19 protein-coding genes and 1 tRNA gene are annotated in these 25,987 nt (G+C 68.9%); 9 read left to right on the plus strand and 11 right to left on the minus strand.

Features of this window, described 5'->3' with window-relative positions:
* Positions 1 to 2: 2 nt before the first annotated feature.
* Complete coding sequence (locus tag M2351_RS13185) at positions 3 to 347, plus strand: cupin domain-containing protein (protein ID WP_264656501.1); 345 nt, start codon at positions 3 to 5, stop codon at positions 345 to 347.
* On the opposite strand, the gene M2351_RS13190 is transcribed toward M2351_RS13185, so the two are convergent.
* The 8 genes from M2351_RS13190 to M2351_RS13225 all read right to left on the minus strand — a co-directional run bounded on the left by M2351_RS13190 (position 326) and on the right by M2351_RS13225 (position 7,261).
* Positions 326 to 2,467 (minus strand): hypothetical protein, encoded by a 2,142-nt coding sequence (locus tag M2351_RS13190; RefSeq protein ID WP_264656502.1) that lies wholly within the window; start codon positions 2,465 to 2,467, stop codon positions 326 to 328. The two genes, M2351_RS13185 and M2351_RS13190, sit on opposite strands and share 22 nt — an antisense overlap.
* Positions 2,454 to 3,650, minus strand: coding sequence for a DUF3142 domain-containing protein (locus tag M2351_RS13195; protein ID WP_264656503.1), 1,197 nt, complete (start codon positions 3,648 to 3,650; stop codon positions 2,454 to 2,456). Before M2351_RS13195 ends, M2351_RS13190 begins: the two co-directional genes overlap by 14 nt.
* Positions 3,651 to 3,743: 93 nt before the next feature.
* On the minus strand, positions 3,744 to 4,067 hold the full coding sequence (locus tag M2351_RS13200) for a hypothetical protein (protein ID WP_264656504.1): 324 nt from the start codon (positions 4,065 to 4,067) through the stop codon (positions 3,744 to 3,746).
* A gap of 137 nt (positions 4,068 to 4,204) precedes the next feature.
* The gene (locus M2351_RS13205) at positions 4,205 to 4,609 is read right to left on the minus strand and encodes a DUF971 domain-containing protein (RefSeq protein WP_264656505.1); all 405 of its coding nucleotides are present in this window, start codon (positions 4,607 to 4,609) and stop codon (positions 4,205 to 4,207) included.
* Positions 4,609 to 4,836, minus strand: coding sequence for a Trm112 family protein (locus M2351_RS13210; RefSeq protein WP_264656881.1), 228 nt, complete (start codon positions 4,834 to 4,836; stop codon positions 4,609 to 4,611). Before M2351_RS13210 ends, M2351_RS13205 begins: the two co-directional genes overlap by 1 nt.
* Before the next feature lie 67 nt (positions 4,837 to 4,903).
* A complete protein-coding gene (locus M2351_RS13215; protein WP_264656506.1) occupies positions 4,904 to 5,569 on the minus strand; it encodes an LON peptidase substrate-binding domain-containing protein in 666 nt (221 codons plus the stop codon).
* A gap of 82 nt (positions 5,570 to 5,651) precedes the next feature.
* Positions 5,652 to 6,614, minus strand: a complete 963-nt coding sequence (locus M2351_RS13220) for a thioredoxin family protein (RefSeq protein WP_264656507.1) — start codon at positions 6,612 to 6,614, stop codon at positions 5,652 to 5,654.
* A 101-nt stretch (positions 6,615 to 6,715) separates the two neighbouring features.
* Positions 6,716 to 7,261, minus strand: a complete 546-nt coding sequence (locus M2351_RS13225; protein WP_264656508.1) for a prolyl-tRNA synthetase associated domain-containing protein — start codon at positions 7,259 to 7,261, stop codon at positions 6,716 to 6,718.
* A 146-nt stretch (positions 7,262 to 7,407) separates the two neighbouring features.
* On the opposite strand from M2351_RS13225, the gene M2351_RS13230 reads away from it, so the two are divergent.
* Positions 7,408 to 7,482, plus strand: a tRNA-Gly gene (locus M2351_RS13230).
* A 585-nt stretch (positions 7,483 to 8,067) separates the two neighbouring features.
* Positions 8,068 to 8,832, plus strand: a complete 765-nt coding sequence (locus M2351_RS13235) for an RraA family protein (protein ID WP_264656509.1) — start codon at positions 8,068 to 8,070, stop codon at positions 8,830 to 8,832.
* A gap of 21 nt (positions 8,833 to 8,853) precedes the next feature.
* Here the strand turns inward: M2351_RS13235 and M2351_RS13240 are convergent, their stop codons facing one another.
* Complete coding sequence (locus M2351_RS13240) at positions 8,854 to 10,974, minus strand: PAS domain-containing hybrid sensor histidine kinase/response regulator (protein WP_264656510.1); 2,121 nt, start codon at positions 10,972 to 10,974, stop codon at positions 8,854 to 8,856.
* Positions 10,975 to 11,224: 250 nt separating this feature from the next.
* On the opposite strand from M2351_RS13240, the gene M2351_RS13245 reads away from it, so the two are divergent.
* Positions 11,225 to 16,105 (plus strand): NAD-glutamate dehydrogenase, encoded by a 4,881-nt coding sequence (locus M2351_RS13245; RefSeq protein WP_264656511.1) that lies wholly within the window; start codon positions 11,225 to 11,227, stop codon positions 16,103 to 16,105.
* 70 nt (positions 16,106 to 16,175) lie between these two features.
* Here M2351_RS13245 and M2351_RS13250 read toward each other — a convergent pair whose 3' ends face one another.
* Positions 16,176 to 18,680 (minus strand): multicopper oxidase domain-containing protein, encoded by a 2,505-nt coding sequence (locus M2351_RS13250; RefSeq protein WP_264656512.1) that lies wholly within the window; start codon positions 18,678 to 18,680, stop codon positions 16,176 to 16,178.
* Positions 18,681 to 19,201: 521 nt separating this feature from the next.
* Here M2351_RS13250 and M2351_RS13255 point away from each other — a divergent pair.
* The 5 genes from M2351_RS13255 to M2351_RS13275 all read left to right on the plus strand — a co-directional run bounded on the left by M2351_RS13255 (position 19,202) and on the right by M2351_RS13275 (position 24,107).
* The gene (locus tag M2351_RS13255) at positions 19,202 to 20,836 is read left to right on the plus strand and encodes a protein arginine N-methyltransferase (RefSeq protein ID WP_264656513.1); all 1,635 of its coding nucleotides are present in this window, start codon (positions 19,202 to 19,204) and stop codon (positions 20,834 to 20,836) included.
* Positions 20,837 to 20,983: 147 nt separating this feature from the next.
* The gene (locus tag M2351_RS13260) at positions 20,984 to 22,081 is read left to right on the plus strand and encodes a hypothetical protein (RefSeq protein ID WP_264656514.1); all 1,098 of its coding nucleotides are present in this window, start codon (positions 20,984 to 20,986) and stop codon (positions 22,079 to 22,081) included.
* Between the two features lie 86 nt (positions 22,082 to 22,167).
* A complete protein-coding gene (locus tag M2351_RS13265; RefSeq protein WP_264656515.1) occupies positions 22,168 to 22,449 on the plus strand; it encodes a hypothetical protein in 282 nt (93 codons plus the stop codon).
* Positions 22,450 to 22,475: 26 nt separating this feature from the next.
* A complete protein-coding gene (locus M2351_RS13270) occupies positions 22,476 to 23,786 on the plus strand; it encodes an MFS transporter (RefSeq protein WP_264656516.1) in 1,311 nt (436 codons plus the stop codon).
* Positions 23,787 to 23,867: 81 nt separating this feature from the next.
* The gene (locus tag M2351_RS13275) at positions 23,868 to 24,107 is read left to right on the plus strand and encodes a hypothetical protein (protein WP_264656517.1); all 240 of its coding nucleotides are present in this window, start codon (positions 23,868 to 23,870) and stop codon (positions 24,105 to 24,107) included.
* Between the two features lie 163 nt (positions 24,108 to 24,270).
* Here the strand turns inward: M2351_RS13275 and purH are convergent, their stop codons facing one another.
* On the minus strand, positions 24,271 to 25,875 hold the full coding sequence (purH, locus tag M2351_RS13280) for a bifunctional phosphoribosylaminoimidazolecarboxamide formyltransferase/IMP cyclohydrolase (protein WP_264656518.1): 1,605 nt from the start codon (positions 25,873 to 25,875) through the stop codon (positions 24,271 to 24,273).
* Positions 25,876 to 25,987: the final 112 nt, after the last annotated feature.

A 25,987-nucleotide genomic window follows, 5' to 3' on the forward strand; every position in this document is an offset into this window, starting at 1 on the left:
ACATGAGCTTCACCCTGCTGACCGACCCCGCCGAACCGGAAACCGGCGGCCCCGCCCCCGACCGGATCCTCTCCGGCGCCCCGGTCTTCACCACTTGGAACCAGTACGAATCGCCGGACGGCAAGCGCTTCGCCGGCGTCTGGCGCTGCACACCGGGCGCTTGGCGGATCCTGTACGACGAGTGGGAATATTGCGAGATCCTGGAGGGGGTCAGCACCATCACCCACGCCGACGGCCGAAGCTGGACCGTCCGCGCCGGCGACCGCTTCACATTGGAGCCCGGCTTCGAAGGCGTGTGGGACGTGGTGGAGACGACCACCAAGCGCTACGTCGTGATCCTACCCTGACCGCCCCCTGATCGCCGGCGCAGCAGGAACCAGGAGGCCACCGCCGCCCCGGCGACCAGCAGCGCCCCGGCTATGGCGAGCACTGCGGCCTTGTGCGCGTGGGCCGCACCGCGAACATCCAGCCAAACGTAACGAGGCCAGCCGCGGACGGCGCCGTCGAAGTCCGGCTCCGGACAGTCCTGCCCGAAGTCGTCGGCCCAATCGACCGCCGCCCCCTCCGCCACGTACCGCGCGTAGAGCGCCTGGGCCCGGTCCTTCTCCCGTGTTTGCAGCATCCAGTGCGTGGCGTGGCAGAGCACGGCGGCGAAAGCTTGGGATCGGCGCGGCAGCCGGTCCGCCGCGGCTGTCTCCAGGTCCGTCGCGATGTACCGGTAATGCCAACGCTGGTCGGGCGTTGCCCGGCTCTCCTCGAAGCGCCGCCGCTCGCCATCCGTGACGAAGGAGCCCTCCAGCGTCTCCTGCCCCAGCCCGCCCCCGAACGCTCCGCCATAGGCGAAGAGATCCGGCGGACCTTCGGTGCCCATCATCTCCAGTCCCCGATGGCGGGCGAGCAGGGCCGCCTCGTGGAAGGCCCGCGCGCGGTCGAAGGGCCACCAGCCGTCGCGCGCGGCGTGCAGCGCCTTGGCGTAGGTGGCCGCCGCCTCGGCGACCTCACGTCTCGCAAAGTAAGCCAGCGCCTCGTCGGTGCGCCCCTCCCGCATCAGCCGGCGGGCCAGCAGGTCGCGCAGGCTGGGCGGCTGGCTCGTCCAATAATTGGATTCGCCGGCCGGGATCTCGCCCTTGCGGTCTACAAAAACCTTCAGTTCGTCGACGGTGAGGACACGCTCAGCGATGTGGGCGACGTCGCCCCAATAGCGGAGGGCGACGGGGTGCAGAAGTTCCAGCGCGTTGACATACTCGCCGCGCGCCAGGGCCAGCGCGCCGCGCTCTCCCTCCAGCCGGGCGTCGCTCGCCTCGTCCAGCACCGCGCCGCCGGATTCCGGAAAGGCCCGGGACGCCTCGGCGAGCAGGGCCGCCGCACCGTCCAGGTTCCCGGCGCGCACCGCCAGCTTCGCCTTGACCCAGCTCGCCAACGGGCCTGATGCCCGCTCGGCGGCGCGCGCAGCGACGTCGTACCGGCCCATGGCATAGGCGAAGGAGGCGACCCGGTCGAGCCCCGCCACCCGCTCCACCCCCCGGCGCTGCAAGGCATCAACGAGATGATCGACCGGCGGACGCGTTTCGGACGCGTAAAATGCAAACGGAAAGCGGGTCGTTGCGGCCGCGTACGCAACGAGGAGCCTCTGCACCAGCGGATCGCCGACGGCGGCGTCGAGGCGCGGCGGGTCGTCGAGCAACCGTTCCGCCACCATGCGCAGCGACTGCACGCCGCCATCGGAACCCCGCACCGCCTGCTCGACGTAGAGCGCGACGGCCGCCGCGGTCGCGCGGCCGAAGGCGTCGGCATCCCTCCGCTTCCATGCCGCGTCGGCGTGGTTGAGGAGCGCCCGCCCCTCCTCCCCGAAGCTCGCCACGGCCAGGGACTGCGGGTCGGGCGCGCCGCCGCGCGCCAAGTCGCGGGTCTGGGCGAAGGCCTGCTGTGCCGCGTCCACGTCTCCGCCCTCCGCCGCGATCCGGCCGAGCATGTAGGCCGCCCACACGGTGCGCACGCCGCGCTCCGCGCCCGGCAGGGCGAGGACGGCGGTGAAGCGCTCCGCCGCCCCCTCCCGGTCCCCGCCGCGGAACGCGACCGCCCCCGCCGTGTACAGGCGGACCGCGGGCGGCAGGTCCGGTCCCAGCGCGAAGGCCGTGTCGCCGGAGGCGGCAGCCCGCATGACCGCCAGCCGTTCGCCCTGCGCGGCGCTCAGCCCGACGCGCTCCGCCCGCGCGAGGTCGTCCGCCCACGCACGCGCCGTCTCCGCGTCGTTCCATGACGCCTCAAGCTCGCCCGGCGTCAGCCCGTCGGACGGAACGCGGAGCAGGTGTTTCATTTCGAAGGCGAAACTGTTGGCTGGCGCGGTCGCCAGGGTTTCCTCGCGACGGTCGAGCAACTGCCAGGGGAAATCCGGGCCGCAGGCGATGGCCGCGGACACGGCCATGCCGGCGGCCAGAGCCGCAACCGCAAGCTTACGGCTGAACATCGATCGCTCCCTTGTTGGCGCCGCAGCGCATCCAGCCGATCACCCGCGCCTGCCCACCACGCAACATCCCGCCCTGCACCCGCGCCAGCGCGGGTCGCGCCCCTTCCTGCCTCAGCGCGTAGCCGCCGACCCCGTCTGCCGGCGCGCAGCCCGCCTCCAGCAGCACCGTCCGGGGAAGCTCGGCGTCGATGGCGCCGGCGTTGACCAGCACAAGGTCGCGCAGGCCCGGCGTGCCGGCATCCCGCGCCTCCACCGACAGGGCCGTGCGCAGGGGGGCGCCGCGCACCACCGCGCGCCATGTCGCGAGGCTCCAGGCCCGGCCGTCCTCCGCGGTGGGGAGGCGAAACCACACGACGCCGCGCAGCCCCGGCGGCGGGTCGCGCTCCAATCCGCGCAGCAAGGCGGCGACCTCCGCCGGATCGGCCGCCAGCTCATCCGCTGGCCCCTCGCCCGCCAGCGTGGGCATCTCGCCCTCCACGCCGGCCAGCCGTCCGTCGGCGCCCCAACGGACCCGCACCCCATAGGCCGGCAGCGCCACGCGGAAGGGCTTGTTCGTGCGGCGCGCCAACCGGTCGAGCCAATCCCGGGCCAGCCGCGGGTCGAACAAGCCAAAACGCGGGTTCCGCACGGCGTGGACCTGAAGGACGATTTCGTCCACCCGGCCGACGACCGCGCCGAACAGCGGCGAGGGCAGCCACGTGGGCAGCGCGGTGATGGACAGAGGCAGCCCGGGCGGGAGGTGGCGGCGCAGCGCCTCCAAGAAGAGAGCATAGCCGTCCAGCCGCGCCGTCGCGCAGTCGTGGTCGATCTCGATCCCCGCGACATCCACCCCCTGCCCCGCCGCCGTCTCCACGGCGCGTCCGACCTCCGCCAGAAACGCGGGATCGATGGGAGGCGGAGCCGAGCCGTCGATGCGGACGACCAGCACGACCGGCCGCCCACTGTGCGCGAGGGCGACCCAATCCGGCGCGGTCCGGGTAATTCCCCCGGCGCCGCCCCGTTCCGCGGCCAGCACGCGCCAGCGCCCGATCATGTCGGAGGACTGCCGCAATGCCTCCCCCAGCGCCGGAGTCCAGCGCCTTTGCCAGACATAGGCGTCCTGGGGCAGCGGACCCGCCGGGCCGCCCGACCGCGTGAGGCCGGAAAGCATCAGGACCAGACACAGCCAACGCGCCAAGCCCACGCGCAATTCCCCCACCGGACGACACCCGCAACAGAAGCCGAAGCAGTGTCCCGTGTCCCCGCGTCCGGGTCCAGCGCCGGCTTCTAAAGAGCGTCAGGCAATGTGAGTGGAGGTTGTCAGGTCCGCGCGGTGAATGACGACGAAGGCCTTGCGGCCGATCTCCACGGCGAGAACGGCGAGCGTCACCAAGGCCCCGATCAGCAGCGCGCGGGCGAGGTCGCGCATCGAGGCCCGCCGCCGGATCCGGCGTGCCAGGACGGCGGCGGCACGTTCACGACGCCGGTCGCGAGCGTCCTCGGTCCCACCCTCGGCCTGTCCGCCCTCGTCATGTTCGTCGCCGTCCGTCCCACCGTCCCCGCCAGTCTCGCCCAGCGGATTCCAATAGGGGGAGGCGTTGGAAACGCCTGTCTTGCTCATGCGGTCCTCCCCGGTGGAAGGGTCGATCCATGCAGGAGCGGTATCTATAAAATGGCGCGAATCGGCTCAAGCGCAGCCGATGGCCGTCCCCTGCGGCAGGGCGCCGCAGGGGACGGCCATCGGCACTGTCGGACGGATCAGCGCCGGCCCTTCGGGTCGCGGCTGAGGCCCTTGGCCTCCAACTCCGCCAGATACTCGGCCCACAGCCGGTCCTGGTCCTCGCCCATCTCGTGCAGCAGCTTCCATGAGTAGATGCCGCTGTCGTGCAGGTCGTCGAAGACGATGCGCACGGCGTAGCGGCCGATCGGCTCCAGGCTCATGATGCCGACGTGGCGGCGGCCGGAGACGGTCTGCTTCTGGCCGGGCCCATGCCCCTGCACCTCGGCCGAAGGGCTGTGCACGCGCAGGAATTCCGCCGGGTAGGAGAAGGTCCGGCCGTCGTCGAAGTCGATCTCCAGCCGCTTGTCCTCCTTCTTCAGGCGGATTTCCAGCGGCCAGTGCTTCGTACCGAACTCGTCCGACGCGAAACGCTCCTCCGACATCAGGCCGCTCCCGGCTTTTTGTCCAGGCTGCGCGCCTCGTCGATCAGCATGATCGGGATGCCGTCGCGAATCGGGTAGGCAAGACCCGCGCGCTCGCTGATCAGCTCGGCGCGTTCGGCGTCGTAGCGCAGCGGACCCTTGGTCAGCGGGCAGACGAGGATTTCCAGAAGCTTCGGGTCGACACGGGCCTGCGTCTTCTCGCCGGGCGACTTGCCTTCGCCGTGCATGTCCTCGGGGGTGTGGGCGCTCATGGAACGGGCCTCGCGGTCAAAGATCGGAAACGGGAAACGGTGGTCAGTGGCGCGGCACGCTGCCGTCGCCGTCGTGGCAGTCGAGAATGGCCATCTCGATCAGCGCGATCAAGAGCTTCGCGCGTTCCGGCAGGTCGGGCGCCTCCAGGAGGGCCTGCTTCTCGCTGGGGCTGAAGGGGCAGATCATGGCGAGCGAGGTGACCAGCCGTTCGTCGGGCGTCGATTCGATGGCGCTCCAGTCCACCGACAGGCCCTGCGTCTTGAAATAGGCCTTCAGCCCGGCCACCAGCCGCGGGCGGTCGACGTCGCCATCGTCATCGTTCAGATCGGAGGTGAAACGTTCCCACGCCGGAACGACACGCCGGTAGCCACGCAGGCACTCCGCCTCGCTGCGGATGGCGAAGCGGCTGACCCCGGTCAGGGTGATCAGGTAGCGACCGTCGTCCGTTTCGGAAAAGCTGGTGATGCGCCCGGCGCAGCCGGTCTTGTAGACCGCCGGCTCGCGCTCCCGGCTGGCTGGGTCGGTCGGCTGGATCATGCCGATCATGCGGTCGGAGGCCAACGCATCCTCGAACATCGCGAGGTAGCGCGGCTCGAAAATGTTCAGCGGCAGCCGGCCGCGGGGCAGCAGCAGAACCCCCGCAAGCGGGAAGATCGGCAGCAGCCGCGGCAGGCGGCTCAGCGTCGGGTCGAAAGGCGTCCGGCTCATGCGACGAATATAGAGCCCCCCGTCGCGGGGAACAGAGCAGGCTCCAAGAGAGCCTGCCCCATTCCCGCTCACCGGAAAAAAGTCAGCGGAACAGGATCGACGACAGGCGGCGGCGGCTCTGGACGGTCAGCGGGTCGGTCGGACCGAAGGCCTCGAAGAACTTCACCAGCTGCTTGCGCGCGGCCTCCTCGTTCCAGGTCCGGTCGCGGCGCACCAGCTCCAGCAGCTCGTCCACCGCCGCCTCGCGCTTGCCGGCGGCGAACAGGGCCAGCGCCAGGTCGAAGCGGGCCTGATGGTCGTCCTGATCGCGGGCGACCTTCTCCATCAGCTCCGGGATCGGGCCGGCGTTGGCGGCCTGCTCGGCCACGTCCAGCGCGCTGCGCACCGCCGCGATCTCCTTGTCCTTGGCGATCGACTCCGGCACCTGGTCCAGCATCTGCTTGGCGCGGTCCAGGTCGTCGGCGGCGATCAGGCAGCGGACCAGCCCGGCGTAGGCGGCGGCGTTGATGTTCTCCGGATCGGCCTGCAGGATCTCGCTGTAGATCTCAGACGCGGTCTGGATGTCGCCGGTCTCCAGCGCCTCCTTGGCCTGGGCCAGCACCTCCTCCAGGATGTCGCCCTCGCCACCGCCCGCGGCGCCGGCCAGCTTGACCAGCTTCTCCACGAAGGCCTTCACCTGCGATTCCGGCAGGGCGCCCATGAAGCCGTCCACCGGCCGCCCCTGGAAGAAGGCGTAGACCGCGGGGATCGACTGCACGCGCAGCTGCTGCGCGATCATCGGATCCTTGTCGGTGTCGATCTTGACCAGCCGCACCTTGCCCTTGGCGGCCAGCACGGTCTTTTCCAGGATGGGACCGAGCTGCTTGCAGGGACCGCACCAGGGGGCCCAGAAATCGACGATCACGGGGACCGAGCGCGAGGCCTCGATCACGTCGGCCATGAAGTTGCGGTCGCTGCTGTCCTTGATCAGGTCACCGGCCGCCGCGGGGGCGGCTCCGGCGTTGACGGCACCGGCGGGGGGCTTGGCGGGCGGAATGGAAAACATGGCGTTCGTGATTCCCTGTGCGATCTTGCCGAATAGATGAGCGCATGATGCGCGTTAAGCAAGCGTCGGCTGTGACGACTCCCGGTCGCAGGCCGCGCCCCCTAGTCCGCGTCGGTTCCGAACGGCACGATCACCGGTTCGTGGCCGCCAGCGCGGATGAAGCGGATCAGGTCGTCCGGCCGGATCGCCGTGGTCCGGTCGTTCAGCAGCGGGTGGAAGTTCAGCGGGTCCTGCTCCAGCATCTGCTGCTGCAGGACCACGGTCACCCGGTGGTCCCGGTCGTTGATCAGGGAAAAAGGTGTCACCGACCCCGGCCGCACGCCGAGATGCCGCCACAGCCGGTCCGGAGAGGCGAAGGACAGCCGCGCGGAGCCGATGACCTTGTCGAACCGGTTCAGCTCGATCTGCGCATCCTGCAACGCCACCACAAGCCAGTGCTGCTCCTTCTTGTCCTTCAGGAACAGGTTCTTGCAGTGGCCGCCGGGCAGCGCGCCGCACAGCTCCCGGCTTTCCTCGACCGTGTAGGCCGGCGGATGGCTGTGGGTCATGGTCGGGATGCCGAGCGCCGCGAGGTGCTCCAGGAGCTGCTCCGGGCTGGTCGGCAGCGGCGCCCCGGCCGTGCCGTCGGTGGTCAATGCGTTGTCCATGCTGATGTTTTTAGCCTCGCACCGGAAATTCGTCCAGACGTCCGAAAAAAGTGAAACATGACGCTTGCATTGCGTTCGGCGATGAGTATAGTCCGCCGCACGCCGCCGGACGGCACCGTGAGACGGTCCGAACGGCGATGTGGAGCGCGGGCGTAGCTCAGGGGTAGAGCACAACCTTGCCAAGGTTGGGGTCGAGGGTTCGAATCCCTTCGCCCGCTCCAGTCTTCCCAAAGGAAGACGGCCGGCCATGAGCCGGTCAAGCACCGCGAAGACAAAGGGCCGGGCCGTTGTGGCGCCGGCCCTTCGCGTTTTCGGGCATTCCCCTGTTCGGCCGGTGGAGGGCCATCGGCATCCCTGCGCTGCTCTGTCGCAGCACCGGATGTAACGGGGGCACCCCGGCGCCGGCCGATGCGTCGCGGCCATCGCCCTTTCAGCTAACGATCAACAACAGCCGGCTGGAGCGCGCCACGATACCGGACGGGCCGATGGCTCTTTGTTGTGAACCGAGTCGCATGCACTTGCATGCTTCTCAGCAGACATTCCATTGCATTCGCTTTGACACGCCATCTGCTTGGTAAACGGATTGCGTAATTGCTTTCGATCCGTTATCTTTAAAATAAGAAACAAAAGGCGCGCAATTCGATGCGGGCTCCGGAACGCGGACCAGGGCGGCCCGCCGTCGAAGCGCCGACCAGACCGCTGCATCCGTGGCACGCTCGCTGCCGCGCTTTGCCTGTTTGCCCGATGCGCCTGATCGCCCATCACCCGTCCACGCCTCGTTCGCCTGTCGGCAAAGGTTTCGCCCCATGGGTCTGCAACGGTACATCGTGAATTTCCCGCGCCTGTCACCCGGGCTCCTGGAGGCTTGGCGCGCGGTGCCGAGCCGCGTCGTGGCCGACGCGCTGGGGTGCGGGCACAGCGTTGCGCCGGACATCCGGAGTTGCGCGCCGGGCGTGCGCCTGTGCGGGCAGGCCCGCACGGTCGCCCCCATGCCCGGCGACAACAGCGTCCTGCTGACCGCCTGCAGCCTGGCCCAGCCGGGCGATGTCGTGGTGGTCGGCGGCGCCGGCCTGGAGTCCGTGGCCGTGGCCGGGCAATGGGTGGCGCGCAGCGGCAAGTCGCGGGGGCTGGGCGGCTTGGTGATCGACGGCGCCGTGCGCGACCTTCCGGAAATCCGCGGCATCGGCTTCCCGGTCTTCGCCAAGGGCGCGGTGCCGCGCGCCCCGCACAGAGCGGTCGGCGGCAAGATGGACCTGCCGGTCATGGTGGGCGGCGTCGCCGTCAGTCCCGGTGACCTGCTGGTTGGCGACGACGACGGCGTGGCCGTTGTTCCCTTGCTGGCGGCGGAGGCGCTGAGGCAGTGCCAGGATTGGATGACGCGGCCGATCCGTCACCCGGAACGCCAGCTTCCCGAACGCACGGTTGCGGAGCGTGCGTTGCCGGAAGGCCTGATCCTTGAAATCGGGGCCGCGCAGCGCCCCCACCCGGCTCCGATCGAGGCCGCCCTGCCGCTGCTGACAGCCCTGGCGCTTCCCGATCCGGACGCCTTCGACCACCCCGCCCTGCGCTGACCGATCAGACCCTTCCGATGGTCACGCGTTGCCCATGGTCTGCGTCAGGGCGCTCAGCAGAACGGGCGGCGTTACCGGCTTGTGCAAGACGCTGATCCCGCTGGCTTCCGCCTCCCGGATGCGCTCGGGCGCGGTGTCGCCGGTGATGATGATGCTGGGAATGGCGCGGCGGTAGAGATCGCAGACGTCGCGGATCGCCTCGGTCCCCGTGCGCCCCTCGCGCAGGCGGTAGTCGGCGAGGATCACGGCGGGCGGCCGCTCCCGCGCGGCGAGAAGGCGGATGGCCTCGTGCGCCGATTCCGCCGCGACGACCTCGAACCCCCAGCTTTCCAGGACGGCGCGCAGGCTGGACAGGACGACCGGTTCGTCGTCGATCAGCACGATTACGCCCCGCCCCGCGCCGTCGCCCGCCACGACCGCGCTTCGCTGCGTCGCCGGGCGCAGGCGGACGGTGGCCTGCAACGGCACCTCGACCCAGAAGACGGAGCCGCGCCCGTGGACCGACCGCACGGACACCCGGTGACCGAGCAGCCGCGACAGCCGTTTCACGATGGCCAGTCCGAGCCCCAGCCCCTTCTCCCGATCGCGCTCCGGGTTGCCGATCTGTGTGAACTCCTCGAAGATTTCCTCAATATGGCCGGCCGGGATGCCGATGCCGGTATCCCAGACCTCGACGCGCAGAAGGTCGCCGCGGCGGCGGCAGCCGACCACGATGCGGCCTTTCCCCGTGTAGCGCACGGCGTTGTCCACCAGGTTCTGGACCATGCGGCCGAACAGCGCCGGGTCGGTCCGCACCAGGGCGTTGCTCGGCACCACCGTCAGCCGGACCCCTTTGGCGGCCGCCAACGTCGTGTAGCTGACGCGCGTGGTCGCCAGGACGCTGTCGACGGGGAAGATCATCGGCCGCACCGTCACCACGCCGGCGTCGAGCTTCGAGATGTCGAGCAGGCTGTCGAGCAGCGTCTTCAGCGCAGCCACCGCCACCTCCATGTCGTCCACCATGGCCCGCGCGGTGCCGTCGGGCAGCTGCGAGGTCAGCGCCGCGGTGAAGAAGACCAGCGACTGGACGGGCTGGCGCAGGTCGTGGCTGGCGGCCGCCAGGAACTTTGTCTTGGCGACGCTGGCCCTCTCGGCCTCGTCCTTGGCGGTGCGCAGGTCGGCGTCGGCCCGCTTGCGCTCGGTGATGTCGCGCACGGTGCCGGCGAAGATGCGCCGGCCGGCCAGGAAACCCTCGCCCACCGCCAAGTCCATGGGGAACGTTTCACCGTCCTTGCGGCGTCCCTCCACCTCGCGCCCGATCCCGATGATCCGCGGCTGCGAGGTGTTCAGGTAGTTCTCCAGATAGCCGTCGTGCGCCTGCCGGTAGGGGGCCGGCATCAGCATGCTGACGTTGCGCCCCAGCACCTCCGCCGCGCTGTAGCCGAAAATGCGCTCCGCCGCACGGTTGAAGCTCTCGATGCGGCCACGGTCGTCGATGGTGATGATGCCGTCCACCGCCGCCTCCAGGATGGCGCGGTTCTTCGCCTCGCTGTAGCGCAGCCGCTCCTCCGTCTCCCGCCGGATCGAAATGTCGCGCACGATGCCGGCGAACAGGCGCTCCCCGTCCACGACGGCGCCGCCGACCGCCAGATCCATGGGAAAGACGTGGCCGTTCTTCCGCAGCCCCTGCACCTCGCGCCCCTTGCCGATGATGCGCGCCTCGCCGGTCTCGCGGTAATGCGCCAGGTAGCCGTCGTGGGCCGAGCGGTAGGGCTCGGGCATCAGCATGCTGACGTTGCGCCCGACGACTTCCTCCGCCGGGTAGCCGAAGATGCGCTCCGCCGCCGTGTTGATGGAGCGGATGACGCCGGTCTCGCCGATGATGACGATCCCGTCGACGGCCGCGTCCAGGATCGCCTGCGTCAAGGTGCCCGGCCTTTCGGAATCCGGCGATTCGGTCGCGGGCGGTTCGGGGGAAAGGGAGTCGAACGGAAGCGGGGGGGAAGCGGACGAAACGGGAGGGGCGGCGGATTCGATCAGGACGGGCTCTTCGGGCGGCTTGTCGGCGACCTCGGATAATCGGCGGCCACGAAGAAGCCATCCAGCGGCACCGGAAGCCAAGGCCACGGCGGCGATGACGAGGAGCCCGACGGAGGCATCCATTCCACGCCCTCCTGCCCCGAAAGCGGCGGTGCCGCCCGACGAATGTCCAAACAATATCCTACAGTCGGCCATGGACATACGGCGCCACAACCCCTCCGTAAGTTATAGACCGGATCTCTTCGGATCAGGCCCCACGGCCTGTTGCCAGGACCGGCAAATCCGCTACCCTCCCCCCATGTGACCGAGCAGAGTGTGACCGAGCAAAACCGCCCAAACAAAACCAGGGCGACCACAGGGAAGGGATCGAGCGATGGCTCTCAGGGCCGAACAGCTCAAGGACGAGCTGACCGAAGAGGTCGTGCGTCAGGTGCGCGAGCGGCTGGGCCGCACCCGCGCAGCACCGGCGGAACGGTTCGTGCGGCAGTTCTACGACAACGTGCCCCCTGACGACATCATCCAGGCCTCGGCCGAGCAGCTCTACGGGGCGGCGCTGGCCATGTGGCAGTGGGGCCAGCAGCGTGACGCGGGCCAAGCCCCCGAGGGGAATGCCCCTGGGAGAAAAGCAAAGGTTCGCGTCTACAACCCGCGCGTCGAGGAGCACGGCTGGCAGTCCCACCGCACGGTGGTGGAGATCGTCAACGACGACATGCCGTTCCTGGTCGACAGCGTCACGGCGGAGCTGAACCGCCAGGGGCTGACCGTCCATCTCGTCATCCACCCCGTGGTGCGGGTCAAGCGCGACGACGCCGGCCAGCTGACCGACCTGTACGAGCCCGCGGCGGCGCCGACCGACGCGTCGCCGGAATCCTTCATGCATGTTGAGGTCGGCGCGGTGCCCGACGGCGAGGCGCTGACCCGCGCCCGCGAGGGGCTGGAGCGCGTGCTCGCCGACGTGCGCGCCGCCGTCGCCGACTGGCGCGCCATGCGCGCGACCGTGCGCGAGGCCATCGCCGAGGCCGACGCCGCCCGCACCGCCGTCACGGCGATCCCGGCCGAGGAGGTCGAGGAGGCCAAGGCCTTCCTCGAATGGGTCGACGACGACCACTTCACCTTCCTGGGATACCGCGAGTACCGCTTCGGCGACGCCGCGGACGGGACGGAGCCGCCGCTGGGCCTCGTACCGGGCAGCGGGCTCGGCATCCTGCGCGACGACGCCGTCACTGTCTTCGACGGCCTGCGCAACTACGCCACCCTGCCGCCGGACGTGCGCGACTTCCTGCGCAACCCGCGCGTCCTGATGGTCACCAAGGGCAACCGCCCCTCGCCGGTGCACCGCGCCGTGCCGATGGACGCCGTGCTGATCAAGCGCTTTGACGCCGACGGCCGGATCGTCGGCGAGCGGCTGGTCGCCGGCCTGTTCACCTCCGTCGCCTACAACCGCAGCCCGCGCGAGATCCCGTACCTGCGCCGCAAGGTCGCCGAGGTGATGAGCCTCGCCGGCTTCGACCCGCAGGGCCACGACGGCAAGGCGCTTCTGCACATCCTGGAGACCTACCCGCGCGACGAACTGTTCCAGATCCAGCCGCAGGAGCTGTTCGACATCGCCATCGGCATCCTGCACCTGCAGGAACGCCAGCGCCTGGCGCTGTTCGTGCGCAAGGATCCGTTCGAGCGCTTCGCCTCCTGCCTGGTCTATGTGCCGCGCGACCGCTACGACACCACGCTGCGCCGGCGCATCCAGTCGATCCTGGAAGCCGCATACAACGGCACCTGCTCCGGCTTCACTACGCAGCTGACCGAGAGCGTGCTGGCCCGCCTGCACTTCATCATCCGGACGGAGCCGGGGCATGTCCCGGCGGTCGACGCCGCCGAGCTTGAGGCGCGGCTGGTGCAGGCCGCCCGCGGCTGGGACGACCACCTGCGCGACGCCCTGCTGGAAGCGCACGGCGAGGAGGAGGGCGGCGCCCTGATCCGCCGCTACGCCGACGCCTTCCCGACCAGCTACCGCGAGCAGTTCAACGCCGAAACCGCCGTCACCGACATCGAGCGCATCGAGAAGGCGATCGCCCAGGGCGGGCTCGGCATCAACCTATACCGCCCGCTGGAGGCGGAAGAGGACGAGCTGCACGTCAAGATCTACCACGAGGGCCGGCCGGTCCCGCTGTCCGACGTGCTGCCGATGCTGGAGCACATGGACCTGAAGGTGATCACCGAGGTGCCCTTCGAGGTGACGGTCGCCGGCCACGCCGCCCCGGTGTGGATCCACGACTTCACCGCGCGCAGCCAGAACGGCCTGCCCATGGACTGCGCCATGGTGAAGGAGAAGTTCCAGGACGCCTTCGCCGCGGTCTGGGACGGCCGGATGGAGGACGACGGCTTCAACCGCCTGGTGTTGCGCGCCGGGCTGACCGCGCGCGAGGTCACGGTGCTGCGCGCCTACGCCAAGTACCTACGCCAGGCGCGCATCGCCTACGGGCAGGACGTGGTGGAAAGCACATTGGCCGAATACCCGGCCATCGCGCGCAAGCTGACCGCCCTGTTCCACGCCCGTTTCGACCCGGCCCGCCAGGTGCCGAACGACCCGGGGCTGGTGACTGAGATCGAGCGCGCGCTGGACGGCGTGAAGAACCTGGACGAGGACCGCATCCTGCGGCGCTTCCTCAACCTGGTCTGCAACACGCTGCGCACCAACGCCTATCAGGCCGGGGCGGACGGCAAGCCGAAGACCTACATTTCCTTCAAAATCGACAGCAGCCACATCGATGAGCTGCCGCTGCCGCGCCCGATGGTGGAGGTGTTCGTCTACAGCCCGCGCATGGAGGGCGTGCACCTGCGCGGCGGCAAGGTCGCCCGCGGCGGCATCCGCTGGTCCGACCGGCGCGAGGATTTCCGCACCGAGATCCTGGGCCTGATGAAGGCGCAGATGGTCAAGAACACCGTCATCGTGCCGGTGGGATCCAAGGGCGGCTTCGTGGTGAAGCGGCCGCCGCCCGCCAGCGCGGGCCGCGAGGCGGCGCTGGCCGAAGGCATCGAGTGCTACAAGACGCTGATGCGCGGCCTGCTGGACATCACCGACAACCTCGACGCCGGGGGTGCCGTGGTGCCGCCGGCCGAGGTGGTGCGCCATGACGGCAACGACCCCTATCTGGTCGTCGCCGCCGACAAGGGCACGGCGACCTTCTCCGATATCGCCAACTCGGTGTCGATCGACTACGGCTTCTGGCTGGGCGACGCGTTCGCGTCGGGCGGCTCGGCCGGCTATGACCACAAGAAGATGGGCATCACCGCCCGCGGCGCCTGGGAATCGGTGAAGCGCCATTTCCGGGAGCTGGGGCGCGACATCCAGACCCAGGACTTCACCGTCGTGGGCGTCGGCGACATGTCCGGCGACGTGTTCGGCAACGGCATGCTGCTGTCGAAGCACATCAAGCTGCTCGCCGCCTTCGACCACCGGCACATCTTCCTCGACCCCGATCCCGACCCGGCGCGCGGCTGGGAGGAGCGCCAGCGCCTGTTCGACCTGCCGCGGTCGTCCTGGGCGGACTACGACGCCGGGCTGCTGTCCAAGGGCGGCCGCATCTACGACCGCGCCGCCAAGTCGCTGGAGCTGACGCCGGAGATCCGCGCCCGCTTCGGCATCGAGAAGGAGCATGTCACCCCGCAGGCGCTGATGCAGACCCTGCTGAAGGCCGAGGTGGACCTGCTGTGGTTCGGCGGCATCGGCACCTACCTGAAGGCGTCGGAGGAGAGCAACGCGGAAGCCGGCGACAAGGCCAACGACGCGCTGCGCATCGACGGCCGCGACGTGCGCGCCAAGGTGATCGGCGAGGGCGCCAACCTGGGCGCCACCCAGCGCGGCCGCATCGAGGCGGCACGGCACGGGGTGCGGCTGAACACCGATGCCATCGACAACTCGGCCGGCGTGGACACCTCCGACCATGAGGTGAACATCAAGGTCCTGCTGAACGACGTGGTCGCCCGCGGCGACATGACGATCAAGCAGCGCGACCGGCTGCTGGCCGAGATGACCGACGAGGTGGCCGGGCTGGTGCTGGCCGACAACTACCTCCAGACCCAGGCGCTGACCGTGGCCCGCGCCCAGGGTCCCGACGCGCTGGAGGCGCAGGCCCGCTTCATCCGCACGCTGGAGAAGTCCGGGCGCCTGAACCGCGCCATCGAGTACCTGCCGGACGAGGAGGAGCTGTCGGCCCGGCTGGCCGACCGCGAAGGCCTGACCCGGCCGGAGCTGGCGGTGCTGCTGGCCTACGCCAAGATCACGCTGTACGACGACCTGCTGGCGTCCGACCTGCCGGACGACGCCTTCATGGCCGACGACCTGACCCGCTACTTCCCCAAGCCGCTGCGCAAGACCCACGCGGAGGCCATCGCCCGCCACCGGCTGCGGCGCGAGATCATCGCCACCAGCGTCACCAACAGCCTCGTCAACCGGACCAGCCCGACCTTCGTCAAGGAGATGATGGAGAAGACCGGCATGGGCCCGGCCGACGTGGCCCGCGGCTACGCCATCGTGCGCGACAGCTTCGGCCTGCGGTCCCTGTGGACCGGGATCGAGGACCTGGACAACATCGTGCCGGCGGCGTTGCAGACCAGCCTGATCCTGGAAACGGTGCAGCTGATGGAACGGGCGGTCGCTTGGTTCCTGACCAGCTGCGGCCAGCCGCTGGACATCGCGGCGGAGACGGAGGCCTACCGGCCGGGCATCGAGGCCCTGCTGGGCGGGCTCGACGCCTTCCTGGACGCGGAGGAGGCGGCCCGCCTGTCGGCGCGCGTGGCGTCCTACGCGGACCAGGGCGTGCCGGCGGATCTCGCCCGCCGGATGGCCGCTCTGCCCGTCCTGGCGGCGGCACCCGACCTGGTCCGCATCGCGCGGCGCACCAAGCGCGACGTGTCGGCCGTGGCGGCGGTCTACTTCATCCTGGGCCGCCGGTTCGGGCTGGAATGGCTGCGCGACAAGGCGGCGGCGGCGAAGGTCGACAACCACTGGCAGAAGCAGGCGGTCGCCGCCTTGGTGGATGACCTGTTCGCCCACCAGACCGCGCTGACCGTCCGCGTGCTGGAGACGGCCGACCACCTCCCGGCCGAAGCCCCGGTGGACGGGTGGATCGCCCAGCACCGCCCGGTGGTGGAGCGGGTCGAGCAGCTCCTGTCCGAACTGCGCACCCAGCCCAACGTCGACCTCGCCATGCTCGCCGTCGCCAACCGGCAGCTGCGGGGCCTGACGGCGGGGTAAGGGACGGTCGCGGCAGCACCGCTGACGGACGAAGGGCGCGGCCACCGTGGCCGCGCCTTTTCCTTACCCGCTACACGAAGGTGAAGTTGTTGGCCGTCAAGGCACCAGGCAGAACGCCGGACAGGGTGATGGAACTTTGCACCGCTGTGTTGGGATCAAGGAAGCCGATCACCGTGCTGCCGTCCCGGAGTTCCAGGTGGCTGAGCACCGAGTTCGCGTCGCCGGCGCTGTCGAAGCTGGAGAATATGCGGGTGTCGACCTCGATCCGGTCCTCTGCGGTGTTGAAGTCCTGGATGACGTCCGCGCCGAAGGCGACCGAGGTCATGCCCACCTCGCGGTAATAGAGGAAGCGGTCCGCGCCCGCCCCGCCCATCAGGGTATCGTTACCCAGCCCGCCCCACAGCGTGTCGTTGCCGGTCCCGCTAAGGATCCCGTCCGCGCCGGCCCCTCCGGACAGGAAATTGGGGGCGGTGCTGCCGGTGATCGTGTCGTCTCCCGATCCGCCGAGGACGTTTTCGATCGACGCTAGCGTGTCCTTGCCGATCTGCGTCCCTTGCGCCGTCCCGGCCTGGAGGTCGATGGCGACCGGTGCGGTGATCCCGGTCAGGTCGTAGGTGTCCGCGCCCTGGCCGCCGTCATAGGCGTCGTCGCCGTCGCCAATCGTCGCGATGATGCGGTCGTCGCCCTTGCCCGCGTCCACCCGGTCCTTTCCCTTGCCCCCGGTGATGGCGTCGATATCGGCCGTGCCGTCGAGCCTCTCCGCCTTGTCGGTCCCCTGCACCGTGTTAATGGTGTAGAGCGGCCGCATCATCTCGTTGTCCTCGTGGGACAGGATGTGACAGTGCCAGACATACTCACCGGTCAGGTCGAAGGTCTGGACGATGCGCAGCATCTCGCCGGGGGCGACCCAGACGGTGTCCTGGTTGCCGGTGTCCTCCGGCCGCAACCGGACAGCGTCCGACGCCCTGTAGTCGTTGCCGACCACGCCATCGCCGTTCAGGTCCTCGTCGGCAATCCGGTATTTGCCCAGCACCTGGAACTGAACTTGGTGCAGGTGGATGGGGTGGGCGTCCGCCGTGGTGTTGTAGATTTCCCAGACCTCGGTCGAGCCGCGCAGCGGGTCCTCCGTGGTGGCATCGTCCCACATCAGCGCGCCGTACTTCACGGGGCGTCCGTTGATGTCGGTGGTGTCCTCCGCCACGCCGAGCTTGGGCTGGATGTGCCCGTCGGGCATTTCGTCCTCGAACAGGCCGAGCTTGCGCACCGTGACCTTTCCCAGATCCACGGTCGCGGCCAATTCCCGGAAGTTCGGATTCAGGATCGTCCCGTTCTGCACGGTGGCCGCGGCGGCGGGCGCGTTTCCGGTCACCTGGAACTGCATCACCTCACCCACGGATGTGCCGTGCGCGGACTCCTCGTCGGGGATGTCCAGTCCCTGGAAGGGGCTCCAGGCCGGGCCGTCGTTCTCCAGCGTCACGATGTAGCCGGGGGCGAGCTTGGAGAAGTCCAGCACCACGTCGGCGCGGTCGCCGGGGGTCAGGACGATCCGCTCCTCCTCCGTGTGGGTGCCGTCGCCGTTGTCGATGGTGATCGCCTTGGGCAGCAGCCCGCCGTCCGTGCCGACCAGCGTCATCTTCACGCAGGCGCTGCTCAGTTTCAGCACGTAGAAGCGCGAGTCGGACCCGTTCAGCAGGTGGAGGGTGTAGGTCGTCCGGTCGACGTCCATCTTCGGCCAGGCCTTGCCGTTGACCAGAAGGACATCGCCGAAGAACTCCGGCGTGGCGAAGGGATAGCCGTGCGATCCCGGGAACTCCTCGCCCACCGTGCCGCCGGCTCCCGGCAGTGGATCGTCCGCCGTGTTGCCGGGGCGGTAGAGCTGCCCGTCCGCCGTGAAGGCGCGGTCCTGGATCGCCGCCCCGACCTCGTGCTGGGCGTCGGGCAGAACGCCCGGCGCACCGCCCTGCCCGGTCATAAGCCCGTCGATGGTGGCGTCGCGCACGAGGTTGAAGCCGGCCAGCCCCATATAGACGTTGAGCCGCGTCACCCCGAGCGCGTGGTCGTGATACCACAGCGTCGCCCCCGGCTGGCTGTAGTCGTAGATGTAGGTGCCGGAGTCGCCACCCTGCGTGTAGAAGCTCTCCGGGAACCCGTCGAACGCCGCCTGCGTGTGGCCGCCATGAAGATGCGTGACCAGCGGGACCCGCCCCCCGGCGTAATCGACCATCGCCATGTGCAGGCTGGTGTCCACCGGGATGGACGCCGGATAGCCGGAGGCCGGCAGGGCGTTCTTCCAGGTCACCCGGATCGGGACTCCCGACCGGGCAAGAATGGTCGGGCCCGGATAGCTGGGCGTGAAGGGAACGGATTTCCCGTCGATGCTCATCACCCCATAGCCCCAGACCGTGGTGACGGCGCCGAGCGCGCGACCTTCGTCGTTGTACAGTCCCAGATCCTGCGTGGTCTGGCCCGCGCCAATGACGTAACGTCCACCCCTGGTGGCGTCGATCACCGTCGGGATTGCGAGACTGTTGACGAACTTCGGCTGCGTGGTTGGATCAAGAAGCTGCACGGCCATAGCGTCCCCCTTGTTCTTTCTGTATTTTGGTTTTCCTGGCCTTGATCGTTCCGGTGCTTGAGGCGACGATGACGGGCGAAGACGTGGACAGGCAACCACGCCGTCCCGCGAGGCGGGCACCAGCAATCGTTCCAGCGGCATGTCCGGCGGGACACGGCGGAGCTACCGGTTTGCATTTTCTGATTTGGTTGGCGACTGTCCCTCGTCTCAGGGCGTCACCATCCATGACCGAACACTGATATTGTTGGCGTGGCCGTTCAACGCTGGATTGGGGGTAAAACCCTATTAAAAATCGGTGTGTTTTCGGCGCCCGATGCATGATTTCGGGTGTAGTCCACGCCCCCCGCATCGCGTCACACTCACCACTTTCACGCGCTCATTTCCGGATGAGTGGGCCCTGTACATCGCGTCGGGTCGCATCGATCCCACCCATGCGGTACGGATCTCCCTGTAGCCACCGCCGCATTCCCGCTATGGTGCCGGCGATCCGCCATCTTTTCCGCCGACCCGGAGCCGCCGCGATGACCGACAGCACCCCCACCCTCCTCGACGCCATCCGCCTGTTCCGGGCGAACGACCTCGGCGGGGCGGAGGCGGCGTGCCGGGCGCTGCTGGCGACCGACCCGCACAACGCGCAGGCGCTGCACCTGCTGGGCCTCGTCGCCGCCCACACCGGCCATCCGGACGCCGCCCTGGAACTGCTCGGCCAAGCCATCGCGGAGCAGGGGAACGACCCGTCCTTCCACAACAGCCGCGGCAGCCTGCTCTTCCAGCTCGGCCGCGCCGCGGAAGCCGAAGAGTCCTTCCGCGCCGGCATCGTGCTGAACGACCGCCTGCCGGAGCTGCACGGCAATCTGGGCAACGCGCTGAAGGCGCTGTCCCGGCTGGAGGAAGCGGAGACCGCCTTTCGCACGGCGCTGGCGCTGCGCTCCGACGCGCCGGAGATGCACAACTTCCTCGGAACGACCCTGCGGGAGCTTGGCCGGCTGGACGAGGCGCAGACCCATTTCCGCTGCGCGCTGGATCTCGCGCCGGAGTATCTGGAGGCCCGCTACAACCTCGCCGAGGCGCTGAGCACCCGCGGGGAACTGGAGGAGGCTGCGGCGTCTTTCCGCAAGGTGATCGAGGCGGCCCCCCGCTTCGTCCCCGCCCATGTCGGCCTCGCCCACTCGCTGCAAAGCCTCGACCGCGCCAACGAGGCGGTGGAGGCGATCGAGGCCGCCCGCGCCATCGCCCCCGACCACCCCTTGGTGCAGTTCACCCGCCGCCTGATCTATTCCAACGCGGTGCCCGGCTGGCACCTGCCGATGATCAACGATGTCGAGCGCAACGAAGCCTATGACGCGGCGCTGAAGCGCGCAGTTACGCCGGACTCCCTGGTGCTGGAGATCGGCACGGGGTCGGGCATCGTCGCCATGATGGCGGCGCGTGCCGGCGCCAAGCAGGTCGTGACCTGCGAGGTCAACCCGATCCTCGCCCGCGTCGCGAAGGAAACGGTGGCGCACAACGGCTACGGCGACCGCGTCAGCGTCGTGCCGAAGCTGTCCACGCAGCTGAACGTCGGGGCCGGCGGCGACCTGCCGGAGAAAGCCGACGTCTTCGTGTCGGAGTTGATCAACATCGGCATGCTGGCACCGCGCATGCTGTCGGTGCTCCAGCACGCGCGCACCCATCTGGTGAAGCCCGCCGGGGCCATCATCCCGCGCGCCTCCACCGTCTACGCCATGCTGGTGGAAACGCCGGAACTGGCGCGCATCAACCCGGTCAAGACCATCGACGGCTTCGACATGTCGACCTTCGACGTCTTCCGCTCGCCGGGCTACCAGCAGATCGACCTTGCGGCCGACGCCCACACCCCGCTGTCCGCCGGCTTCACCGCGCTGGAGTTCGACTTCACCCGCAACATGCCGGAAGAGGGCGAGCGCGAGATCACCGTGGAGATCACGCACGAGGGCACCTGCCACGGCGTGGCCTTCTGGTTCGACCTGTTCATGGACGAGGAGGTCGTCTACCGGTCGGAAAGCCGCGCCCGGACGAACCACTGGAAGCAGGCCATGACCTTCCTGGAAACCCCGATCCAGGTCCGACCCGGCGACCGGCTGACCATCGTCGCGCGCTACGACAACAACCAGATCTCCTTTGGCATCGGCGGGTGAGGAGCGGCGGGCCGCCGGGCACCTGCGGCGATCCGCCCACCCGGATAAATTGCCGTGAATTTGACGTGATCAACCGATCTCTCTTACCCTGTCGTCAATGAACAACGGCCTCCAACGAGGGGCCGGATTGAACGACGGGGGCGCCCCATGTCCATCTCGACCGCGACCGCCTACAGCGCTAGCCTCAGCCTCACGCTGAAGGGAACCGCAGCAGGCACGGGTGCCGTTTCCGGCAAGGACTCGCCCGCCAAGCCCGCAGGCGACCCGGCGGGGGGCGCGGCCGGCGGTTCGTCCGTGATCGTCAGCCTGTCCGTGGAAGCGCAGATGGTCGTCGCCTCCGGCTCCGCCGCGGCGGCTACCGAAAGCGCGCCCACGTCCCGCTTCGCCGCTTATTTCCCAACGCGCGACGGCAAGCCTGTAACGGCGCTGGCAAACGCGGTGGAGAACCCGGGCGCCCAGTCGAGTTCGGCGGGCCTGACCCTGCCGGAGGCGGCGAAGGACGCCCGCGCGCGCATGGATGCCCAGTACGACGCCATGAAGGCCAGCGGCAAGCCCTTCGACGCCAACGCGTTCGAGGGTCGGGACTGGAACACGGTCATGGGCGACCTCGACCGCCGCTCCCTCTACGCCATCAGCAGCAACACCGGCGGCCTGTTCTCGGAGGAGGAGCAGAACACGGCACGCAGCATGATGGTGCAACAGCAAGGGCTGGCGATGGGGCTGTACAGCGGGCCGACCCGGCTGGCCGGCACCTTCAGCGATCCTTTCAACGGCGACATGGCCGCGCACATGAAGGCAGGCGTCAAATTCCTCGACGGCGTGAGCGACGAGGAGAAGACCTCCGTGGACTGGGCGATGGATCGCGCAGGCGCACAGTCCAATTACGAGGCGGCGCACCGCAACACCCGGGAGGAGCTGGAAGCGCTGAACGGCGAAACCCCGCTGCAAAAGCTTCTGAAGGCGGCCGCGAAGACGCTCAACGGCAGGGACAAGGACAAGCCGTCGCGCGACAAAACGGACGAGATGGAGAATCTGGACAGCGACAACCCGCTGGCGAAACTGGTCAAGACCGCGGTGGACACCATGAAGGGCAACCCAACGCGCGGCATCTCGCACGGACTGATCCGGACGGCCGAGGACTTGAAGGAACAGCCGTGGTTCAAGGGCTTCGAATCGCAACTCGACACGGCCATCCAGCAGACGAGGGAGATGTATCAGTCCAGGAAAGCGCCCGGGACGGTGTGAGGCTTGCTCTCGATGCCGGAGGGCGACGCCGTTGGTTTCCACCACCGGATGAGGTAGAGTGGTTTCGGTTGGCCCGGAGACGACTCATGAGCACCGACGAACGCCTTGGCCGCATCGAATCCGAGATCGGCGTCCTGCAAACCGACGTGAGTCATTTGAAGGCGGACGTGTCCGTGTTGAAAGCTGACGTGTCCGTGTTGAAGGCGGACGTGTCCGAACTCAAGAAGGGCCAGGCTGAGATCAAGACGACGTTGTCCCAGGTGATGCAGTTGCTCGCACGCATCGACGGGCGGCTGGATGAACAGCGCGCGACCATCAATGCCCTGATCCCGGTGCGGCTCGCCGCGGTTCCCTCCGCCGCCGAATAGCAACAGCAGCCATCATCAGCCGCCCTATGCCCGAGTTCATCCAGGCGCCGAGCCGGCGCGCCATCGTGTCCTGGTGCCTCTACGACTGGGCCAACTCCTCCTACAACACCATCGTCACGACCTTCATCTTCTCCGTCTACTTCGCCCGCGGCGTGGTCGGGGACGAGGTGGCTGGGGCGTCGCGGTGGAGCGCGGCACTCACCGTCGCCGGGCTGCTGATCGCGCTGCTCAGCCCCGTGCTCGGTGCCATCGCCGACCGCACCGGTCGGCGCAAGCCCTGGATGGCCCTGTTCACCCTCCTCACCGTTCTGTTCAGCGCCGCGCTGTGGTGGGTGAAGCCCGACCCGTCCTACGCCCTGTTCGCCCTGGTCTGCGTGGTGATCGGCACGGTCGCCTTCGAGTTGGCGAACGTCTTCTACAACGCCAGCCTGACCGGACTCGCCCCGCCGGCGATGCTGGGGCGCCTGTCCGGCTGGGGCTGGGGCATTGGCTATTTCGGCGGTCTGGTCTGCCTCGTCGTCGCACTGTTCGTCTTCGTCAAGTCGCCCACACCCCTGTTCGGACTGCTCGACACGGCGGAGCAGGCGCCGGTGCGCGCGACGGCGCTGCTGGCGGCGGTCTGGTACGGGCTGTTCGCCCTGCCTTTCTTCCTGTGGGTGCCGGACACACCACCGACCGGGCTGTCCATTGGTCGGGCGGCGCGGGAAGGTGTGGCGACGCTGCGCCGGACCCTGGCGGAGACACGCAAGTACCGAAACGTCGTCCGCTTCCTGGTCGCCAGCGCCTTCTACCGCGACGCCATCAACACCATCACCGCCTTCGGCGGCATCTTCGCCGCCCACGCCTTCGGCATGACCTTCGAGGAGATCGTGATGTTCGCGATCGCGCTCAACGTCGTCGCCGGCATTGGCGCCATCGCCTTCGCCTGGGTCGACGACCGGGCCGGGGCCAAGCCGACCATCCTGATCAGCCTGTTGGGCCTGATCGCCTTCGGCGTGCCCTTGCTGCTGGCGACCGACAAGCTGTGGTTCTGGATCCTCGCCTTGGGGCTCGGCGCCTTCTTCGGGCCGGCACAGGCGGCCGGGCGGTCCATGATGGCGCGGCTGGCGCCCGAGGGCATGGCGGGGGAGATGTTCGGGCTCTACAGCCTGACCGGACGCATGGTGGGCTTCATCGGCCCGCTGGCCTTCGGGCTGGCCACGGAGGCTTTCGAGAGTCAGCGCGCTGGCATGGCGAGCGTTGTGGCTTTCTTCGTGGTCGGGTTTGGGCTTATGCTGACGGTACGGGAGCCAGCCCCGGCACGACCCCTCGCGGCGCGACAGTCTGCCGCACCCTGATCACAGATTCGGCCGGCCCAAGCTGCTACCTTCCTTTTTGCTGCGACGCACAATAGTCTCGGCCCGGAGGGCGGAACGACCATGCTGCACATCAAGGACATTGAGGCTTTCGCGCACATCAACGAGGCGCTAGCCCGCGACTCCGGCGCAACCCGCCAGGACTCCGATCCGAACGGACATCATCCGCCGATGCACCCGGCGCTGCTTGTCGCCATGGCCGCGACCGGCCGCCTGAAGCCGGAGGAGGACGCCGGTGGCAAGCACCACCCCGCGAGCCTAGCCGGCATGATGGCGCGGTTGATGAGGGCGCGGGGGCGGTAGGAAGAGCGTTTCGACTGAGCGGGCGGCTGCAAGGCCGGCTTGGCGATTCACCACAGAGACACGGAGACACGGAGGTTAGAGACTTCTCTGTGTCTCCGTGTCTCTGTGGTGAGTTTCTGCACCCCCTCCCCCGCCAAAAGGAGAGGGGCGTGCATACGCTCGCTCAGTGCCGGAAGTGGCGCATCCCGGTGAAGACCATCGCAAGGCCCTTCTCGTCGGCCGCGGCGATGACCTCGTTGTCGCGGATCGAGCCGCCGGGCTGAATCACCGCAGTCACGCCCGCTTCGGCCGCGGCCAGCAGACCGTCGGCGAAGGGGAAGAAGGCGTCGGACGCGACCACGGAGCCCTTGGTCAGCGGCTCCGACAGCCCGGCGGCCTTGGCGGCCTCGGCCGACTTGATGGCGGCGATGCGGGCGCTGTCCACGCGGCTCATCTGGCCGGCGCCGACGCCGACCGTGGCACCGTTCTTGGCGTAGACGATGGCGTTCGACTTCACGTGCTTGCCGACGCGGAAGGCGAACAGCAGGTCGGCCAGTTCCTGCTCGGTCGGCGCGCGCTTGGTGACGACCTTCAGCTCCGCCGGGTCGATGCGGCCGTTGTCGCGGTTCTGCAGCAGGAAGCCGCCGGACAGCTGCTTGATTATCATGCCCGGCTCGGCCGGGTTCGGCACGTCCTTGGTCAGCAGGACGCGCAGGTTCTTCTTGGTGGCGAGCAGCGCGCGGGCCGAGTCGTCGGCGTCCGGGGCGATTACCACCTCGGCGAACAGCTTGGAGATCTCCTCGGCCGTGGCGGCGTCCAGCGGGCGGTTGACGGCGATGATGCCGCCGAAGGCGCTGACCGGGTCGCACAGCAGCGCCTGCTTGTACGCGTCCAGGATATTGTCGCCTTGCGCCACGCCGCAGGGGTTGGCGTGCTTGATGATGGCGACGGCCGGACGCTCGAACTCGGCGACCAGCTCGAAGGCGGCGTCGGTGTCGTTCAGGTTGTTGTAGGACAGCTCCTTGCCCTGGAGCTGGGTGGCGGTCGCAACACCCGGGCGCTGCTCGCCGGTCACGTAGAAGGCCGCCTGCTGGTGCGGGTTCTCACCGTAGCGCAGCGTCTGGCTGAGCTTGCCCGACAGGGTGACGCGCGGCGGGAAGGTCTCGCCCTCTTGGCCGGCCAGCCAAGTGGAGATGGCGGCGTCGTACGCGGCCGTACGCGCGTACGCGCGCTGGGCGAGCGTACGGCGCAGCTTCAGCGTGACGGCGCCATCGTGCGTCGCCAGCTCGTCCAGAACGGCCTCATAGTCCTCCGCGTCGGTGACCACGGTGACGAAGTCGTGGTTCTTGGCGGCGGCGCGGATCATCGCCGGCCCGCCGATGTCGATGTTCTCCACACAGTCGTCGTAGCTGGCGCCCTTCGCGACGGTCGCCTCGAACGGGTAGAGGTTCACGACCACGAGGTCGATCGGCGGGATGTCGTGGGTCTTCATGGCGTCCGCGTGGATGTCGCGGCGGGCCAGGATGCCGCCGTGCACGCGCGGGTGCAGCGTCTTCACGCGGCCGTCCATGATCTCCGGGAAGCCGGTGTGGTCGGAGACCTCCTTCACCGGAACGCCGGCCTCGGCCAGCCGCTGCGCCGAACCGCCGGTGGACAGGATCTCCACACCCTTGGCCGCCAGCGCCTGGCCGAGCGCGACGAGGCCTGTCTTGTCGGACACGGAAATCAACGCGCGCGTGATGCGGACGAGATCGGGGGCGGGCGAATGGGCGGTCTTCGGCGGGCTCATCGGGGCATCCTGGTCTGTCTGGAACCTGAAACAGGGCGACGGGCCGGGGGGCACGGATGAACACGAATGAAAAACACGGACGTCACGGAACCCGAAGCCGGTCCGTGTCCAT

Source organism: Azospirillum canadense (genome assembly GCF_025961225.1).
GTDB lineage: Bacteria > Pseudomonadota > Alphaproteobacteria > Azospirillales > Azospirillaceae > Azospirillum > Azospirillum canadense.